Source organism: Pseudarthrobacter sp. BRE9 (assembly GCF_031844305.1).
In the GTDB taxonomy this organism is placed as follows: Bacteria; Actinomycetota; Actinomycetes; order Actinomycetales; family Micrococcaceae; genus Arthrobacter.
Map to the genome: position 1 here is coordinate 1 of NZ_JAUZUY010000015.1, position 17252 is coordinate 17252.

18 protein-coding genes are annotated in these 17252 nt (G+C 66.3%); 2 read left to right on the plus strand and 16 right to left on the minus strand.

All coding sequences use genetic code 11. The features are described from left to right. Positions 1 to 66: 66 nt before the first annotated feature. The 8 genes from Q9R31_RS19755 to Q9R31_RS19790 form a co-directional block, all read right to left on the minus strand. Positions 67 to 1500, minus strand: coding sequence for an aspartate ammonia-lyase (locus Q9R31_RS19755; RefSeq protein WP_311264408.1), 1434 nt, complete (start codon positions 1498 to 1500; stop codon positions 67 to 69). Positions 1501 to 1508: 8 nt separating this feature from the next. After that, the gene (locus Q9R31_RS19760; protein WP_311264409.1) at positions 1509 to 2588 is read right to left on the minus strand and encodes an asparaginase; all 1080 of its coding nucleotides are present in this window, start codon (positions 2586 to 2588) and stop codon (positions 1509 to 1511) included. Between the two features lie 30 nt (positions 2589 to 2618). After that, complete coding sequence (locus tag Q9R31_RS19765) at positions 2619 to 3326, minus strand: FadR/GntR family transcriptional regulator (RefSeq protein ID WP_311264410.1); 708 nt, start codon at positions 3324 to 3326, stop codon at positions 2619 to 2621. Positions 3327 to 3369: 43 nt separating this feature from the next. Then, the gene (locus Q9R31_RS19770; protein ID WP_311264411.1) at positions 3370 to 4005 is read right to left on the minus strand and encodes a DedA family protein; all 636 of its coding nucleotides are present in this window, start codon (positions 4003 to 4005) and stop codon (positions 3370 to 3372) included. A gap of 9 nt (positions 4006 to 4014) precedes the next feature. Beyond that, complete coding sequence (locus Q9R31_RS19775) at positions 4015 to 4764, minus strand: phosphatase PAP2 family protein (protein ID WP_311264412.1); 750 nt, start codon at positions 4762 to 4764, stop codon at positions 4015 to 4017. A gap of 251 nt (positions 4765 to 5015) precedes the next feature. After that, positions 5016 to 6128 (minus strand): thermonuclease family protein, encoded by a 1113-nt coding sequence (locus Q9R31_RS19780; RefSeq protein ID WP_311264413.1) that lies wholly within the window; start codon positions 6126 to 6128, stop codon positions 5016 to 5018. A gap of 166 nt (positions 6129 to 6294) precedes the next feature. Then, positions 6295 to 6912 (minus strand): uracil-DNA glycosylase, encoded by a 618-nt coding sequence (locus Q9R31_RS19785; protein WP_311264414.1) that lies wholly within the window; start codon positions 6910 to 6912, stop codon positions 6295 to 6297. 119 nt (positions 6913 to 7031) lie between these two features. After that, positions 7032 to 8456: an HNH endonuclease gene (locus tag Q9R31_RS19790; protein ID WP_311264415.1), complete on the minus strand. Its 1425-nt coding sequence runs from the start codon at positions 8454 to 8456 to the stop codon at positions 7032 to 7034. A 102-nt stretch (positions 8457 to 8558) separates the two neighbouring features. Here Q9R31_RS19790 and Q9R31_RS19795 point away from each other — a divergent pair, with 102 nt between their 5' ends. Further along, the gene (locus Q9R31_RS19795) at positions 8559 to 9071 is read left to right on the plus strand and encodes a hypothetical protein (RefSeq protein ID WP_311264416.1); all 513 of its coding nucleotides are present in this window, start codon (positions 8559 to 8561) and stop codon (positions 9069 to 9071) included. Positions 9072 to 9087: 16 nt separating this feature from the next. Here the strand turns inward: Q9R31_RS19795 and Q9R31_RS19800 are convergent, their stop codons facing one another. The 5 genes from Q9R31_RS19800 to Q9R31_RS19820 all read right to left on the minus strand — a co-directional run bounded on the left by Q9R31_RS19800 (position 9088) and on the right by Q9R31_RS19820 (position 13297). Continuing rightward, a complete protein-coding gene (locus Q9R31_RS19800; RefSeq protein ID WP_311264417.1) occupies positions 9088 to 9471 on the minus strand; it encodes an RNA-binding S4 domain-containing protein in 384 nt (127 codons plus the stop codon). 34 nt (positions 9472 to 9505) lie between these two features. Next, positions 9506 to 10630 carry a sulfite oxidase gene (locus Q9R31_RS19805; protein WP_311264418.1) on the minus strand — a complete coding sequence of 375 codons (1125 nt, stop codon included), beginning with the start codon at positions 10628 to 10630 and terminating at the stop codon, positions 9506 to 9508. Between the two features lie 87 nt (positions 10631 to 10717). Beyond that, positions 10718 to 11578, minus strand: a complete 861-nt coding sequence (locus tag Q9R31_RS19810) for an SDR family oxidoreductase (protein ID WP_311264419.1) — start codon at positions 11576 to 11578, stop codon at positions 10718 to 10720. Beyond that, complete coding sequence (locus tag Q9R31_RS19815) at positions 11579 to 12583, minus strand: aldo/keto reductase family protein (RefSeq protein WP_311264420.1); 1005 nt, start codon at positions 12581 to 12583, stop codon at positions 11579 to 11581. 54 nt (positions 12584 to 12637) lie between these two features. Beyond that, complete coding sequence (locus tag Q9R31_RS19820) at positions 12638 to 13297, minus strand: hypothetical protein (protein ID WP_397428279.1); 660 nt, start codon at positions 13295 to 13297, stop codon at positions 12638 to 12640. 193 nt (positions 13298 to 13490) lie between these two features. Between Q9R31_RS19820 and Q9R31_RS19825 the strand changes: the two genes are divergently transcribed. Further along, positions 13491 to 13859 (plus strand): YchJ family protein, encoded by a 369-nt coding sequence (locus Q9R31_RS19825; RefSeq protein WP_311264441.1) that lies wholly within the window; start codon positions 13491 to 13493, stop codon positions 13857 to 13859. Here the strand turns inward: Q9R31_RS19825 and Q9R31_RS19830 are convergent, their stop codons facing one another. The 3 genes from Q9R31_RS19830 to Q9R31_RS19840 all read right to left on the minus strand — a co-directional run bounded on the left by Q9R31_RS19830 (position 13860) and on the right by Q9R31_RS19840 (position 17128). Further along, positions 13860 to 14699 (minus strand): TIGR04086 family membrane protein, encoded by an 840-nt coding sequence (locus Q9R31_RS19830; RefSeq protein ID WP_311264422.1) that lies wholly within the window; start codon positions 14697 to 14699, stop codon positions 13860 to 13862. A gap of 64 nt (positions 14700 to 14763) precedes the next feature. Next, positions 14764 to 16764: an acyl-CoA dehydrogenase family protein gene (locus Q9R31_RS19835; RefSeq protein WP_311264423.1), complete on the minus strand. Its 2001-nt coding sequence runs from the start codon at positions 16762 to 16764 to the stop codon at positions 14764 to 14766. A gap of 61 nt (positions 16765 to 16825) precedes the next feature. After that, entirely contained in the window at positions 16826 to 17128 is a 303-nt protein-coding gene (locus tag Q9R31_RS19840; RefSeq protein ID WP_311264442.1) for a hypothetical protein, read from the minus strand. Positions 17129 to 17252 lie beyond the last annotated feature (124 nt).

Genomic DNA, 17252 nt, shown 5'->3' on the forward strand with positions numbered 1-17252 from the left:
CGTGGTCAGGAAGGGGGGTATTTGTCATGGGAGTGTCCTTTGGGGATGTGGGACTACTTGGGACTACTACTTGCTGAGGTTGGCCAGGCGTTCGGGGCTCAGGAGTTCCTGGAGCTGGGCATCGGTGAGGAGCCCGTGTTCGAGGACGAGTTCGGCCACGCCTTTGCCGGTGGCAAGTGCTTCCTGCGCAATGGCAGTGGCGGTGGCATAGCCGAGGTGGGGATTCAATGCAGTGACCAGCCCGATGGACTGCTCCACGGTACGGCGCAGGTGTTCGGTGTTGGCGGTGATTCCACGGATGCAGCGGGCCGTAAGGGTGCGGCAGGCTGCTTCGAGGTGGGAAATGCTCTTATGGAGGCTGTGGACGATGATCGGTTCGAAAGCGTTGAGCTGGAGCTGTCCGGCTTCGGCGGCCATGGTGATGGTGACGTCGTTTCCGATCACCTCGTAGGCGACCTGTGAGACCACTTCCGGGATAACCGGGTTGATCTTGCCGGGCATGATGGAGGATCCGGACTGCACGGCCGGCAGGTTGATCTCGCCGAAGCCGGCGCGGGGACCGGAGGAAAGGAGGCGGAGATCATTGCAGATCTTGGACAGTTTGACCGCCACCCGCTTCAGCACGCCGGACAGGTGCACAAAGGCGCCCACATCCTGCGTGGCCTCGATCAGGTCGACGGCTGTCACCAGCGGCAGGCCGGTGACCTCCGCCAGGTGCCGGCAGGCCGCTGCAGCGTAACCGGCCGGCGCGTTCAGGCCGGTGCCGATGGCCGTGGCGCCGAGGTTGATCTCGTGGATCAGCAGCTCGGCCTCCGCCAGGCGCAGCCGGTCCTCGCCGATGGTGACGGCGTAGCTGCCGAATTCCTGGCCCAGGGTCATGGGGACGGCGTCCTGCAGCTGGGTCCGGCCCATCTTCACCACGGTGCGGAATTCCATCGCCTTGGCCGCGCAGGCGTCCTCGAGTTCCTCGAGTGCTGCCAGCAGCTCCCTGGCGGCGAAGATGGTTCCCAGCTTGACGGCCGTGGGGTACACGTCGTTGGTGGACTGGCTGAGGTTGACGTGGTCATTCGGGTGCAGCCGCGCGTAGTCACCCTTGGGATGGCCAAGGATCTCCAGCGCCCGGTTGGCGATGACCTCGTTGGCATTCATGTTCGACGACGTCCCGGCACCACCCTGGACCACGTCCACGACGAACTGGTCGGCAAGCCGTCCGGCCAGGACGTCCTGGCATGCCTGCTCGATGGCGTCGGCGCGTTCGGCGTCCAGCAGGCCGAGCTCCCGGTTGGTGCGGGCGGCGGCCAGTTTCACGGCGGCCAGACCACGAACGAGGTGCATGTTGGAGGACAGCTTCTGGCCTGTGATGGGGAAGTTCTCTACGGCCCGGAGCGTGTGCACGCCCCAGTACGCCCCGGCGGGCACGTCACGGTCGCCCAGCAGGTCATGCTCGGACCTGGTGGCGGGGGCGGAGGTGGCGTCCGCGGCGGTGTCGGTCATGGTCATTGAGGTCCTCACAGGGCTTCGTTGTCGGGCGTGGACTGGGTGGTGATTGGGTAATCGCTGTTCAGGAAATCAGTGGCCAACAGCAGGCCTACCTGGTGGCCGCCGCCCAGCACGGGCGCGGTGGCGATCCCGCTGAGCGGTTCGGTGTCCACGCCCAGCGCCTCCAGCAGGCGGACGGTGGCGGGCATCCGGGCGCGGTCGCCGCCGTCGGAAATCTTCACGGCCACGGCACTGCCGTCAGCCAGGCCAACCAGCTGGACGCCCTCAAAGCCGTCTTTGGCCACGGCGCCGGGCAGCAGGCGCATCAGTTCGGTGACGTCGCGGCCTTCGCCGGCCACCATGTGCGGGTGCCGCTGCATGGCGAGCCCGACGGCGGCTTCCGCAGCCGTCGAGTCCGAGGCGCCGCCGTCGTTCGCGGCTGCCCGGGCGATCCTGCCAAAGGCGCGGGCCATGCCGCGGAGGGTGAGGGCGAACAGCGGAGTCCCGCAGCCGTCGGTGCTCACGGCGGCCGGTTGCTCGCCGGTCAGGTCTTTGACGGTCCGGGCAACGAGCTGCTGCAGCGGGTGGGCGGGATCCAGGTAGCCCTGCACGGGCCAGCCGTTGATGGCGCAGGTCGCGGCCATGGCGGCGTGCTTTCCGGAGCAGTTCTGGGTGATGCGGGTGGCGCTCCCGCCGTTGCGCAGCCAGTCCTCACGCTCAGTTGTGCCATAGGGCAGGTCGGTGCTGTTTTCCAGGTCGGTGGGGGCCAGCCCGTGCAGTTCCAGGATGCGCAGGGCGCCGTCCCGGTGCACCGCCGCGCCTGAATGGCTTGCGGCGGCCAAAGCCAGGAGATCCGCGGGGAGTTCAAGGCCGGCACGGACCATGGCCACTGCCTGGAGGGGCTTGAGCGCCGAGCGGGGATAGAAGGGAGTCAGGGGATCGCCTGCGGTTGCCGCCACTGAACCGTCAGCCGCAAGGGCTATCCCGGAGCCGTAATGGACACTTTCCACCAGGCCGTCACGGAGGGCGGCTACCAGCGGGATGTGCTGTGGCAGTGCCAGCTGGGCCGGGGCAGCGGTGTGGGCAGCAGAAAACACGGGGGATGGCATGGGGTCCTTGGAAGGGTTGGTTGGATTCGGCTAGCTGTTGAGGATGGAGTCCAGGGCTACACCCACGGCTTCGAGGTGGTGGGCCATGGCGGCGCGCGCGTTTTCGGCAGAGCCTGCCTCAATGGCGGCAAGGATTTGCTGGTGCTCAATGTCGGAGGCGTGCTGGCGGTCAGCCACCATGTTCAGTGTCTCGGACTGGTGGGCCAGTGCATCGCGGATGTCAGCCACAACGCTGGCGAACACTTTGTTGCCGCTGGCGCGGGCGATAGAGGCGTGGAAGCTGGAATCCAGGGCCACCCAGGACTCAGGATCGGTTTCCGTTGCCATGGCGGAGACGATCCCGCGGAGGATGTCGAGTTCCTCCGGGGTGCGCCGTTCCGCTGCCAGGCCTGCGGCCGGGACCTCGATGTGGGGGCGCGCTTCGGTCAGGTCCCGTGCCGAGTATTGCCCCAGGGTGAGGTCGTTCGCCACCTTGCTGGCAATGACGAACGTGCCCTTGCCGGTCCTGGTGACCGTGAGGCCCAGGGCGGTGCAGGAGCGGAGGGCTTCCCGGATTACCGAGCGGCTGACTCCGTACTGCTGTGAGAGGGTGGCCTCCGAGCTGAGCTTGGTCCCCACCGGGAAGGCGCCGGATTCAATATCCTCGCGGATGGCGTTGAACACCGCCTCGGCAGCGCTCAGCCGGGCAAGGGGACGGAACGCAGGCTGTCCTGCTGTCCGGCTGTCTGACAGGTTCACGTCCTTAAATATGGCACTGGTCACAGTTGCTGTCAAGCTTCCCCTAGTCCCGCCGCTGGTTGGCGGCACGCCGTTGCTGCCGCCGCCGTCGTGAACGGACGTGCCAAACGATGAGCGCAGCCACGGCTACGGCAGCGATGACGACGGCGAGATCCCGGCCCGCAGCCTTGGCGACGGCCTCGTAGGAGTTGCCCGCGAGGAAGCCCAGCAGGACGAAGCCGATGCCCCAGACCACGCCGCCCATGGCGTTCCAGGCGAGGAACCGGCCGTAGGGCATCCGGGAGGTGCCGGCGAGGGCGGGCATGACGGCCCGGAAGAAGGCGGTGAACCGGCCCAGGAAGACTGCGGAACCGCCTTTGCGGCGGAGGAAGTCCTGCGCGTTCTCCAATCTCCCGGCATGGCGGCGCAGCGCTTTTGCCTTCATGAGGCGGGTGCCCAGATGCTTGCCCACCTCATAGCCGACGGTGTCGCCAATGATGGCGGCGCCGACCACCAGGGCCATCATGCTGCCCAGCTGCACCTCGCCCCGGCTGGCCACCACGCCGCCGAGCACGGCTGCGGTTTCCCCTGGAATGACGAAGCCGACAAACAACGCGTCCTCCGCAAACACCAGGCAGAAGACGGCAAGGTACGCCACGATCGGGCTGACGTTCAAGAGTCCGTCGATGAAGCCCGTCATGGCGACACGTCAGCCTTGGGGCGCCGGGACGGGGCCGAACTTTGCCAGGAACGGCACCCGGGCCAGCAGGGACAGGCCGAATCGGTTCCACAGTCCGGTGAGGAATGCCGCGCCGGTGGCTGCGGTGAGGAAGGATGCCGTGACGTCGGTGGGATAGTGCACGCCGAGATAGACGCGGGAGAAGGCCACTGCAATGGCCACGACGATTCCGATGATGGCTGCCGGCCGCTGCCACCTGGTGCCGCGGGCCAGCAGGAAGACAGCAATCGCCAGTGCGGATGCCAGGGCCACATGGCCGCTGGGGAAGCTGTCCGTTCCCGGTTCCGGAATGAGCGGGTTGTACAGCGCTGTCGAGTCTGGGCGGTGCCGGGCCACCAGCACCTTGAACAGTTCGCTGCTGACCCAGCCGCCGGCAGCAACCAGGCCGGTGGCGACGGCATTCACGGGGCTGCGGCGTACCAGCAGCAGGTAGAGGCACAGGACGGCGATCATGAGCACGCCGCCTGCTGGACTGAACACCACGTTGATGATCATGGCCAGGCCTGTCAGGGGTGCTGTGTGGTCATGGCTCAGTTCCGCATCCACTGACATGTCCGCTGTAGTCAATGCGGGGATGAACCTCAGCGCCAGGCCGCCGGCCACGATCAGGACTGCCGCGATGACGGGGACCACGATCCAGTGCCGGAGCTGGGGGAGTACCGCCATGCGCACGGCTGCCGCTTCCGCTGGGGATGCCGCCTCATGGGAATTATTGGACATCAAGGTTCAGCCTGGTTCTCTCGCCGGTCAGGGTACCTACGAGTATGCGCCTGCGCGGCTGAAAGAAGGCTGGGAGCTGGGTTTAGTATTCACCCAGCCTGGACTACTCGTTCCCGCCCTTCGATGTGTCCCGGAGAATGCTGAACAGTTGAACAACCTTTCCGTGCCCGGTCAGGACGTCCCGGCGGAGGTCCTCACAAGCGGCCCGGTCGGCGCTTCCCTGGCCACCACAGGACCAGCGGGAGTTTGAATCAGCAAGGCCGCCAGGTCTTCCCGCCGGGTGCGTAGCAACGCGGACCCGTGTATTTGGTCGAGGGCGCAGGCGGAACATAGGGCTGCGGTGCCGGCGCGACGTAAGGCGCTGGAGCCGGTGCTGGCGCTGGAAGATTGCGGAGGCGTTCCGCTTCGGCAGCCGCTTTACGTGCTGCTTCGTCAGCTGCAGCTTTTGCCGCGGCTTCCGCAGCCGCTGCCTCGTCTGCTGCCTTCTTCTCTGCTGCAGCCCGCTCCTCTGCCGCTTTCCGTTCGGCAGCGGCCCTGGTCTGCGCTGCTACGCGCTCTTCCTCGGCTCTTTTTTCGGCTGCTTCCAAGGTGGCTTTTAGCGTTTTCGTATCTTCGGCCTTTTTCTCCCCGGCAGTGATCTTCTTGTCCAAATTGGACGCGTGCCTTGCGAGCACGGCAGTTGAAAGTCCGGCCCACAAAAGGGCCCGCTCTGTTGCCTTGTCGCCGTTGAGCACTTTTCGCAGTGCCTTTGCCGCCGCCACTTTGGCCGCGAGGACGCCTGCAGCCGTACCTGCCGCCGTGGACGTAGTTGCCGGTGAAGCCGCGGTAGCTGTTTCCAGCCCCTTCGTTGTCTCAGCCAACTGAGCCGGAAGGGTGCAGCCGATAGTCTCGGAGAAGAGCCCGGTCTTGGCCGCCCTGGCCTCTTCATATGCTGCTGTTACAGGCGGCAGGAATTTTCTGTTTCCGCCGTACTCGACTGGAATTCCCAGTCCCTGCTGCGCAATTTTGGCGTTGATAAGGGATCCGTCAGCTGTGAAGACTCCCGCAAGAGTCCTGCCGTACTTGTCGTGGCGCTCGGCGTCGAACTCGAGCCGAACCTGGGTCCCCTTTGGGAGCAGGCCCTCCAGGTACTTTGAGGCCTCCGGCCCGAGGCACTCCACAGGCTGGTTGGGATCCTTGGTTTCAGGGGTGTCAATGTTCAGAAGCCTGATGGTGTGGTCACCATTGTTGATGGACACCACCAGTGTGTCCCCATCGACGACCCGGACGACAGTGCCGGTACCCGCGTTGGCTGCTGCGCCGACAGCCACCGATCCTGCCACCATGGCAGTGGCCGCGAGCGAAGCGATTATCAATTTCTTCATGCCTGGCTCCCCCAAGTGCAACAGGATGGGAGGCCGTGCTTTGCGGCACCTCGTTGCCTCCTGAGTGTTTACTCCATCAATGCTGGAGACGAAAACTCAAGAACCGATCAAGGGAGGGTCACGCTGGACACAGTTTTGTTGGGAGAACTGCCACTTAAAGGCGGTCTTAGAGGTGCTGGATGCCTGCCCGCTGCATGGCATCACGGTACGTATCCACGCTCTTGGCCAGCAGCTCTTCCTGCTTGGCTTCGGAAACAGCAAAGGCCCTGCCGCCGAGGGCGGAGGCCTTGTAGATTTTGATGCCGGCGTTCTTCAGCGATGAGTGGTAGGTCTTTTCAAACAGGGTGAGGAACGTGGACGCGTCCGTGCCGTGCGCGATGATCGCGGACACCCGCGAGTTGATTTTGAGGAACTGCCGGAAGGGGCGCAGGCCGTCGGTCTTTTCCTGGACACTCAGGGCCGAGGGGCTGCCGCTGTCGCGGACCCAGGGGTAGGCGTTCCACGGCATGACGTAGCGGGGGTCCAGCTCAGCGAGTTCGTAGATCTGGGTGGCGCGGCGGGCCGCTTCGTCATCGTTGTTGTGGGAGACAAATCCGGACTCGGTCCCCTTGCCGGGGCTGGCTTGGAGACTGATGATCCTGCACTCATCTTCGTCGTGGACGGGGTCGATGTAGGGGACGGTGGAACCGGGCTTCTTTTCCATGAGTTCATCGCAAAGCTGGGTTACCTTCGCGATGTTCGGTTCCTGTAGCAGGGCCTTTTTTTCGTCCCAATCAATCGTCACGATTTCTCCTTGGCAGCGAGGCGTCCAAAATCAGGCGTCCTATGTCACTCTACGCTTCTGCGGCGAGGGGTGGGCACACCGAGTTTGGCACGGCCGGGTTGCAGGACGGCATGAGGATCTCAGGGGGTGGCACGCGCCAACGCGAAACAGCGTTGCTGGGACCTGCGTGATCGGGTTCCGGCTAACCCTGAACTCGGTAGTGGTGGTGCGGTGGAGTGGTAGGTGTGGCCGGTTGGGGTGGTGGTCGCTACCGTGTGCCTTGGGCCGGGGACGGGTTTTGCGGTCCAGCCGGGTGTTTCTTTGGTGTGGTTGCAGGTTTCGCAGAGGCCCTGCCCGTTACCGGTGCTCGTGGACCCGTCATCGTGCCACGGGATGATGTGGTCGTGGTGCCGGATCGGGGCGTCACAGTACGGGGTCCGGCAAGTATCGTCGCGGATTTGGAGGAAGCGTTTCAGCCCGGCCGGGACGAGCCGGGCCTTGGAGTCCATTGCCACCAGCTCCCCGGTAGCCGGAGCGGTGTAGAGCCGGCGGACCCAGACCTCCAGGTCTCGTTGGCCGGCGACGCCGTCGATGCCGCTGGCAGCAGGGTTGCTGAGGGCGGTGTTTCTGGCCCAGGCTGCGGGGGTGATGCCGTAGCCGGGGAGCCTTGCGGGCTCGGCATCGGCCTGGAGGAAGGTGCGGTCGGTCATGACGAGCTGGATCTGAACCCCGCTGATCCCGCCGGGGGTGCCGGTGACGCGTTCGACGAGAGAGTCGGCCATGACCTGCCCCCGCGACCTCTCATCACCGCTGGTCCGGAGACTGTCGGCGTCGCGGGTGAGGGCCGCGTATGCGGCCACGCCCTGGGCGACCGGGAGCAGTGCGGTCAGGTAGGCCATGGTGTCCGGGGCCGGGCGCAGGCTCACAGTCCGTTCCGCCACGGCCCGTGCCGCCCGCTGCGCGACGGAGGCAGGGTCCCGCCGGTACGCCGCAGCCCGGACCGCCGCGATGATGGCCCTGTCGCCGGCGCCGTCAAGGGTGCCGGCGTCGGCGGCGAGTTCCTCATCCACCCCCGCCCGGTCCTCGGGAGTGAGGCAGATGGTTTCCTTCACGATCAGCGTCACCCGCCACTCATTCAACAATCCGCTCCGGAACGCGCGGAACGTGTGCGGCATCCCTTTGAGCGTTTTGGCCATTCCCAGCAGCCGCGAACCCCTGGCCGGGGACTCCCGCCGGGCCAGCGCGATCTGCGCCCAGACCGCGGCGCCCTGCTCATCGGCCGGGACCCCGGCGGCGGCCTGCTCCCGCCGCTGGGAGAGATCGAACGCCACCGCGGTATCGGCCTGCCGGGCACCGGCAAGGCACTTCAAATCCTCCAGCCCGCGCATCTGATCGATCAGCCCCGCACCATCGGCAGCCAGCGGAACGGAACGCAGCAGGACCAGCACATCAGCAATCGACGGCGCACCAGGCGGAACAGTGGGTGCCGACTGAGGCGCACCAGCACCGAAAGGCACTCCAGCATCTGCCCTCAATACCGCCGCCGTCCCCACAACCACTTCCATAACCAAAGTCTTCCAGCAGGGTCCGACAACGCCAGCCACCCAAAAGCCCTATGTGGAAAACGGCGGGCAGTAATAGTCCGGGACCATGCTGTTCAATGGATTATGCAGTTCACCAGGAAGGGCCTGAAGGCCGATGGTTTCGCCGGCTTCCGGCCGATCCAGGACCTCGAGACCATGAGGATCCCGCAAGGAACAGGCCTCTTCACCGTCGTGGCTCCGGAAGGTTTCCAACCGCGCTTCCTCACGAAAAGCACCGCGGGGGTCTTCAAGAAGAAGGAGCCGTCCCTCCCCGCAGCCGCTCTGACCGCCGAGTGGGTAGACGGCGCCGCCGTTCTCTACGTCGGAAAGGCCGGGCCCGGAAGCAAAGGCAACCGTGGTCTCCGGCGCCAGATCCAGGAGTTTGTGGACTTCGGGCACGGCAAGCCGCCCGGGCACTGGGACGGGCGGGCAATCTGGCAGCTTGCCGACGCCGGATCACTGGCCATTGCGTGGAAAGAACTCCCGGCGGAACAACTGAACGACGCAGAAGCGGCTTACCATTCAGCGTTCATGGCGGAATTCGGGCGGTTGCCGTTCGCCAACCTCGTGCAGGCGCGCACCAGGTCCGGCGCCTGACGTTCCCCTGCACGCCTTACGCGGGGCCCCGCAGGCGCTCCATCTCGCGGCGGTCCTTCTTCGTCGGCCGGCCGGCGCCCCGGTCCCGTTGCGGAAGCCCAAGTGCGGGCAGGACAGGCCTCGGGGGAGTGTGGTCGGTAAAGCAGTGCGACGCCGCCTCGGCCCCTACCCGCTTGGCGATCAGCCGCCGGACCTCCAGGATGCGCTCGTACCCGGACATGCGGACGGTCACAGTATCGCCGGTGACCAGGGTCGCCGACGCCTTCGACGGGTTGCCGTTGAGGCGGACATGCCCGGCCCGGCAGGCTGCTGTGGCGGCGGACCGTGTCTTATAGGCGCGGACGGCCCACAGCCAGGCATCGATTCGGACACTGGCGGGGGAGGCAGGGAGGCTGGTCATGATTGGCACCGAGTATAGCCCCGGGCCCGCCACTTCACTCCACCGTCACGCTGACCCGCTGCACCACGTTGTTGCCCATTCCCTGGTAGTTCCAGTTCTGCTCCAGGGGCTGGGTGGCGCCGGTGATGTCCGTGGCCCGGCAGGCCAGGACGTGCCCGCCCGGGTTGGCCACCCACGGCAAACTCCACCTCCGCCACGCGAATCCGCCAACCGGCTTGTCCAGGTGGGCCGGCAGCCATGTGCCGTCAATGCCCACCTCGACGGCGGTCACGGCACCTTCGCCTGACCAGGCCCTGCCTTCCAGCATGACCGGACCCGGGCGGAGGAACCGCTGCCGCGTGAAGAAGTCCGGGACGCCCGGCGGAACCATCAGCGAACGCACCCTGATCCGCGTAACCGGCGTACCGGCGTCGTCAGCTGAGCTCTGGTACCGGTACGCGGACTGCTGCTGAAACCCGCTGAACGGCGCCCTGACCACGTCGATGGACTGCAGCCACTTCACGCTGGCCATTCCATACCAGCCCGGCACCACCAGCCGCAGAGGGTAGCCATGCTGCGGCGGCAAGTCAGCGCCATTCATTTTGTAAGCGAGAACGACGTCGGGACGCAGCGCCTCGCGGATCGGCAGGCTCCGCGCGTACTGCTGGGGGACGCCGCCCTGGACCCCCGCATCGGCCCCGGTGAAGACCACCTCCACGGCATCCGGCAGCACGCCCGCCTTGCCAAGGAGATAGGCCAGCGGCACCCCGGTCCAGTACGCCGTGCCCACCGCCTCCAGCACCCAGGGCTGGCTCAGGGGCCGCGGCTCCAGGAGCGAGCGGCCGTTGCCCGCGCACTCGAGGGTGACGGGCACGGTGATGGCCGGATCCCGGCGAAGCGCCGCCATGCCCAGCTCCAGGGCACGTTCCACTGCACCACTGATCCGGAGATGCCAGGACGGAGCATCGAGATCCGGGATGTCGAAGTGCGTCAGCACATAGTGCAGTCCCGGCGGCGTCACCTCGCGGCGAAGTGCCTCCAGCGGCATCGAATGGTTGCGGGCGGCGAGCTGCAGCTCCTCACGCGTCAGCGGGCCGGACGTTAGCTGCGCAGTGGGCGCTGCAGCAGTTGCCTGTTCCGTCGACGGCTCGCGTGTGGACTGCTGGTTGCTGTAATTCATGGCGGTGCGATTCTGTTCAGCGGAGTAACAACGCCCCCGCCACAGGTCTACGCCGGGTCCACCCGCCCGTCAACGAAATTAAACCCGCTACAGCACCGGCCGGGTCAGGAACTCGGCAAGGCTGATGGGGTCTTGGCCGGTCAGCCCGTGGACGTCCGGTGATAGCCCTGCCATCTCACCCGCTGCCATCGCCGTATACGTGCTGACCCACGCGTCCAGCTGCCACTGCGGAACACCGTAGGAGGCCCGTGAGGCGTAGGCTTCCTCCACTGTCTCCGGCTGGTAGCTGATGGTGCGCCCCGTCCCGCCGCTCAACACTTCCGCCGCCTGCGCCATGGTCAGTTCCGCCGGCCCGGTCAGGTCATACGTCTTGCCCTTGTGGATGGCGGGATCCCGCAGAACGGCATGGGCGCAGCGGGCAACATCCTCCCGTGCCACCCCCGAGAACAGGCCGTCAGCGGCAGGGCCGCGGATCACCCCGTCCTCCCCGGCCAGCAGCGGCAGGAAGTCGAGGTAGAAGTTGTCCCGCAGGAACGTGTACTCCATCCCGGACGCCTTGATGCGCTCCTCCGTGGCGAAATGGTCCCTGGCCAGGGTGAAGGTGGCGTCCGGCGCGGCCCCGTAAAAGGACGTGTACACCACGTGCTCCACCCCGGCGTCGGCGGCGGCATCAACAAACGCATAATGCTGCTGCAGCCTGTCCTCGGCCTCCGCGGCGGACACCATGAACAGGATCCTGGCGCCGTCCAGGGCCTGCCGTGACGCAGCGCCGTCGCCATAGGAACAGACCACCGGATGGGCGTCATCCAATTGCGGTGCCCGCGCGGCGTCGCGCACCAACAGGCGCTGGGCGAAACCGGAAGCGGCCACCTGGCGCGCCACCATTCCGCCCAGGCCTCCGGTGGAACCCGTAACCGCAAGCTCCGGCAGGTCCGGCGGGGACGCCACTTATGCTTCCCGGGTGGCCGGCGACTTGGTTTGGGCAGGGTCCCGTTCGGCAAGGCCACCGACGGCGTCGTCGATCCTCTTCAGGACCTCCGCCTCGAGCTTCACGCCGGCGGCAGCCACACTGTCGGCAATCTGCTCTGGCCGGGAGGCGCCCACGATGGCCGAGGCGACGTTGGGGTTTTGCAGGACCCAGGCGACGGCAAGCTGCGGCATGGACAGGCCTGCTTCCTGCGCAACCGGCTTCAGTTCCTGCACGGCTGCCAGGACGTCGTCGCGCATCCAGCGCTGGATCATCCTGGCGCCGCCCTTCTCATCGGTGGCGCGGCTGCCCTCAGGAGCCGGCTGGCCGGGCAGGTACTTGCCGCTGAGGACGCCCTGGGCCATGGGGGACCACACGATCTGGGAGACGCCCAGTTCTTCCGACGCCGGGACCACCTCGGCTTCGATCACGCGCCACAGCATGGAGTATTGCGGCTGGTTGGAGATGAGCTGGAAGCCCAGTTCCTTTGACAGCTTGTGCCCCTCGCGGAGCTGGTCCGCGGTCCACTCGCTCACGCCGATGTACAGCGCCTTGCCCTGCCGGACGATGTCCGCGAACGCCTGCATGGTCTCTTCCAGCGGCGTTTCGAAGTCGTAGCGGTGGGCCTGGTACAGGTCCACGTAGTCCGTCTGCAGCCGCCGCAGCGAACCGTTGATGGATTCCATGATGTGCTTGCGGGACAGGCCAAGATCATTCTTGCCCTTGGGACCGGTGGGGCCGAAGACTTTGGTGAAGATTTCCAGGGACTCGCGGCGTTCATCCTTCAGGGCTTGGCCCAGGACCGTTTCCGCGGCGGTGTTGGCGTAGACGTCCGCGGTGTCGAAGGTGCTGATGCCGGCGTCGAGGGCAGCGCGCACGCACTGGGCGGCGACGTCGTTCTCCACCTGTGAGCCGTGCGTCAGCCAGTTGCCGAACGTGATTTCCGAGACTTTGAAGCCGCTGTTTCCGAGGTATCTGAATTCCATGGGTTTCACGCTAACCCAGATGGTTGCTCAGGGTAAGGGCTTTGCGGTTGTCCCTTACAGCTGGGGGCGCGCGTCCTGCGCCTGCTCCTTGAGCACCTGCTGCGGTCCCGCCAGGGAAACCAGGGATCCGGTGTCCAGCGGCGGTACCGGATGGGGCGGCTGGGGTTTCTTGAAGGACCTGGGCAGTTCATGCGGCGGCCGGTGGTTGTGGAGGGCGGACTCCACCAGCGGGGCTACCTCGGCCACCTTGTCAGCCGGCACGGCCGGGTCCGGAAGGTCCCGCACCGTCAGTTTGATTTCCGGGGCGGCTGCCCGTGCCCTGGCGTCGGCGCGCTTATCGGCCTCGGCGACGGCGGAGGCCCAGCCTTCAGCAAGGACGGGGGGCTCGGGGCGGGCGGCGGCAAGCTTGGGATGGCTTACGACGGCGGTGCGGAGCGACTCTTTCAGCTTGTCCGGCTTCAGTGCGGCGGCACGTTCGTGGAACGGCTTGCGGGGGTGGGCCGGCATGGCGGGTGCGCCGGCGGGGTCGAGCAGGTTCCTCCTGCCCGGAACGCGCCCGAACAAGGCCATCAGAATGACTGCGGCGAGGCGACCCAGGCCTGCGAGGACCAAGGTGATGGCGCCGAGCAGGAAGAGGACCAGGAACATGAGGAGGGCTACGCCAACAGTGCCCAGGAAGGTCAGGTTGAGGACGAGAGTGTCCGGGTTCTCCACGTCTTCCCTCCTCACCAACCAATATTCCGGGCCCGCGTCCGGCATGCACTGCCGGGCCAAGCTCCTTCACCACCATACGGATTTTTGTGCGGCCATGCCGCCGCGGGCGCGGCCCCGGTAAAGGTTGTAGCGAAGCTGTTACCCGATGTGACAGCATGCCCGGGTGAGCGAATCGAGTGAGTCCTCAAACTGCATGTGCCTGTCCGGGGAGCCGTACGCCCAATGCTGCGGCCGGTTCCATTCGGGGCGGGTCCTTCCTGCCACGGCCGAGCAGCTGATGCGGTCCCGGTACAGCGCGTTCGTCCTGCTCGATGAGGACTACCTGTTGCGCACACACCATCCCTCCACCGCACCGGCCGGCCTGGATCTGGACCCTGCCATGGAATGGCGCCGCCTGGACATCGTGGCCACCGGCAGCGGCGGTCCCTTCGATACTGCCGGCACGGTGGAGTTCAGGGCGTACTACCGGCACGGCAAGGAGCGTGGGGTCCTGCACGAGGACAGCAGGTTCGTCCGGGAGGACGGCCGGTGGCTGTACGTGGACGGCGACATCCTCGCCTGACTATGCCTCGTCGTCGTAAAACTCGCTGTCCGGGGTGAAGCCGGCGCGGTCAACCTTCCGGTGGAACCGCATGCCGGCCAGGCCGCCGAGTATTGCGCCAACCAGGGCCACGGCAGCCACCACGATTGCGGCGATGATGCTGGTGGTGGTCAGCTGTCCTTCATTGATGGGGATGCGCGGGAAGCTGTTCAGGTTGGCCAGGACATTGAACTGTTGCCCGGCCACAACTCCCAGGATGGCCACCACGATGGCCGCGATCAACGCCCAGATCCACACCATGAGCCCCTGCTTGGCCCCGTTGAAGCGGGCCATCCGGCCGGCCACGTAGCCGCCGCAGTAATAGGACAGGAACAGGATCACCAGCAGCACGATGATGCCCACCAGGCCCACCGTGCCGGTGTTCTGTGCAGCCTGGTTCACGGCCTCGTTGACGTCCGTGTTGCTGGCAAGGCCTACGGCGGTCCCGGCGGCTGCCACCAGCGCCGTCAGCAGCACGGCCATGCCAGTGGCGGTCAGCCAGCCAAAAAACGCCGAGCCCACCTTGATGCCGCCAAACCGTTCCTTCTGGCGCGCGACGGCGGTTTCCCGGTTCGCCAGCGTGGGGTCAGTCACCGGCTCCACCACGGGCGTGGCCCTGGTGGGGGCAGGGTGGTATTCCCGCTCCGCGGAGGGTGCAGTGGAATAGTCCCGTTCCCGTTCCCGCGGGCGCATGGGCGCCTGGTCGATTGAGCGCGTGGCGGCATCGTCCGCGGCTGCGTCCCGATGGCTTCCGCTGCGGGTGGTTTCATCCTCCCGGGCACGGCGGGGAGGCAGGTTCTCTGGGTCCGTTGAGCTGCTCATGGTTCAACTCAACCACCCCCCTTCAGCGATAGCAAGCGTGCTTACTATTTTGTGACCTGCGGTTTTACCGGTATTTCCGGTGCAGGTCCTCTTTTTTTGATGCGCCCGGTGCGGCATCGGCGATCCACGGCCCGGTGCCTTCGGACTGGTCCAGGACCCCGGCCTCCAGCCAGATGTAGTCCCCGGCAAGGACCTTGCGCGTCAGCGCCCGGTCCGCATCGTCGGTGTTCCGCCACAGCTGGTCGAAGTACTCGTCCACCCGCACCTTCGCCTGCTCGCAGTAGGCGTCGGCAAGCTCGTAGGCGCCGGCAGCCTTTTCGGGAGCGGTTTTCAGCAACATCTCTGCACGCGAGCAGCAGGCGGTCATGGCGAAGAGTTCGGCGCCGATGTCCACCACACGGCCCAGGAACGCCTGTTTCCGCTCCAGCTTGGCCTGCCACCGGCCCATGCCGTAAAAGGTCTGCCGGGCCAGCCGGCGCGATGAGCGCTCAACGAATCGGAGGTGTTTGGCCAGCCTGCCGAACTCCCCATAGGAGCGGGGGTCCATGCCGGCACCGGCCACCAGCTTGGGCAGCCATTTTGCGTAGAAGCCGGAGGCCCCGACGGCGGCCTTGGCTTTGTCAGCCAGGCTCGCATCCAGCGACGCAAGGTCGCCGGCGGCAGCCAGGTGCGCATCCACGGCTTCCCGGGCGATCAGCAGCCGCATGATCTCGGAGGACCCCTCGAAGATCCTGTTGATCCGCAGGTCCCGGAGCTGCTGCTCCGCCGGCACGGCACGTTCACCGCGTGCGGCCAGGGACTCGGCCGTCTCAAACCCGCGTCCGCCCCGGATCTGGACCAGCTCGTCCGCTATCCGGCAGCTGATTTCCGTGGCCCAGAGTTTTGCGAGCGCGGCCTCGATCCGGACGTCCTTCTGGCCGGCGTCGGCAAGCTCGGCGGACAGTTCGAACACGGCATCCAGGGCAAAAGCGGATGCCGCGATAAAGGCGATCTTCTTGCCCACGGCCTCGTGTTCGCCCACGGGCCTGCCCCATTGGGTGCGGGCGTTGGACCATTCGCGCGCAATCTTCAGGCTCCACCGCCCGGACGCCACGCACAGCGCCGGCAGCGCCAGGCGGCCGGTGTTGAGGGTGGTCAGTGCGATCTTCAGTCCCTGGCCCTCCCGGCCCAGCCGGTTGGCGGCCGGTACCCGCACCTGGTGGAAGCGGGTGACCCCGTTCTCGATGCCGCGCAGGCCCATGAAGGCGTTGCGGTTTTCCACCGTGATGCCCGGCGAGTCCATTTCCACCACGAAGGCGCTGATGCCGCCCTTGTGTCTGGTGCCGTCCGGATCGGTGTGCGCCGGGACAACGGCCATGACCACCACCAGTTCGGCGATCACCCCGTTGGTGGTCCAAAGTTTCACGCCGTCCAAAACGTAGGTGCCGCCGTCGTCCGTGGGCGTTGCCGTGCTGCCCAGCCGGGCGGGATCGCTGCCCACGTCCGGTTCGGTGAGGAGGAAGGCGGTGATGGCGCCGGCGGCGCACCGGGGCAGGTATTCACGCTTTTGCTCGGGCGTGCCGAACACTTTGACGGGCTCCGGAACGCCGATGGACTGATGGGCGGAGATGAGGGCGCCCAGGCTGGGGTGAACGCTGCCCAGCAGGGCGAGGGCCCGGCCGTAATAGACCAGGGACAGCCCCAGGCCGCCGTATTCCTCCGGGATCTTCATCCCGAAGACGCCCAGCTCCGCCAGGTCATTGATGTACTCGTCGGGAATTTTGGCGTCCCGTTCAATGACCCGCCCGGACATGGTTTTTGCGAAAGCCGTGAGGCGGGCCATGAACTCCTCGCCCTTTTCCACCGAAGAGGGATCCGCGGCTGGCCAGGGATGGACCAGGCCAAGGTCGAAACTGCCCAGGTACAGGCCCTTGGCGAAGCTGGGACGCTCCCAGCCGGATTCCCTTGCGGCCTCGGCAACGGCACGTGCATCTTCAGCGGTGGCCCCGGCGCCGATGTTGCCGGCGGGAACGGGGGTTTCTTCAGCCGGGGCGTCTTTGGCCTGGCTGTCAGTTGCGGAGGTCATGGGTTATCTCCTAGGCCGGATTGGCCGGTGTAGCCATGGATCCGCCGGGTTGGAGAACCCTTCAGCTGTCCCTCAAGATTACCCGCGGGTAGGTTCCGGTGCTAGGGGCCGGCTGGCCCTGGAAATCGCCGGACAGGTCCACGGCGGAGGCGCGGTGGACCAGCCTGTCCCAACCGGAGTTGATCCCGTGGACCACGGCCAGCAGCGAATTGGACACCACCACCCAGGCGAGCTTGCCCGCTCCCAGCACCACCAGTGCAACCAGCCCCGCAGTGAGCACGAAGGCGGCCAGGATCGCGCCAAATACGAGTGTTCCGATGAAGACCAAGGTGGCTGTTTCCACTGCGCTTAGATCGAACTGCATGAATCCCCCTGCTGCGACGTTGCTGTGCATAAGACTGCTGTGGCGAAGACCAGTAGCAGAAGCGTAGGGGGACAGCTGCGCGGCCAGCCAGAGCAGGTGGGGCAGAAGTGACTGTTGATACGGG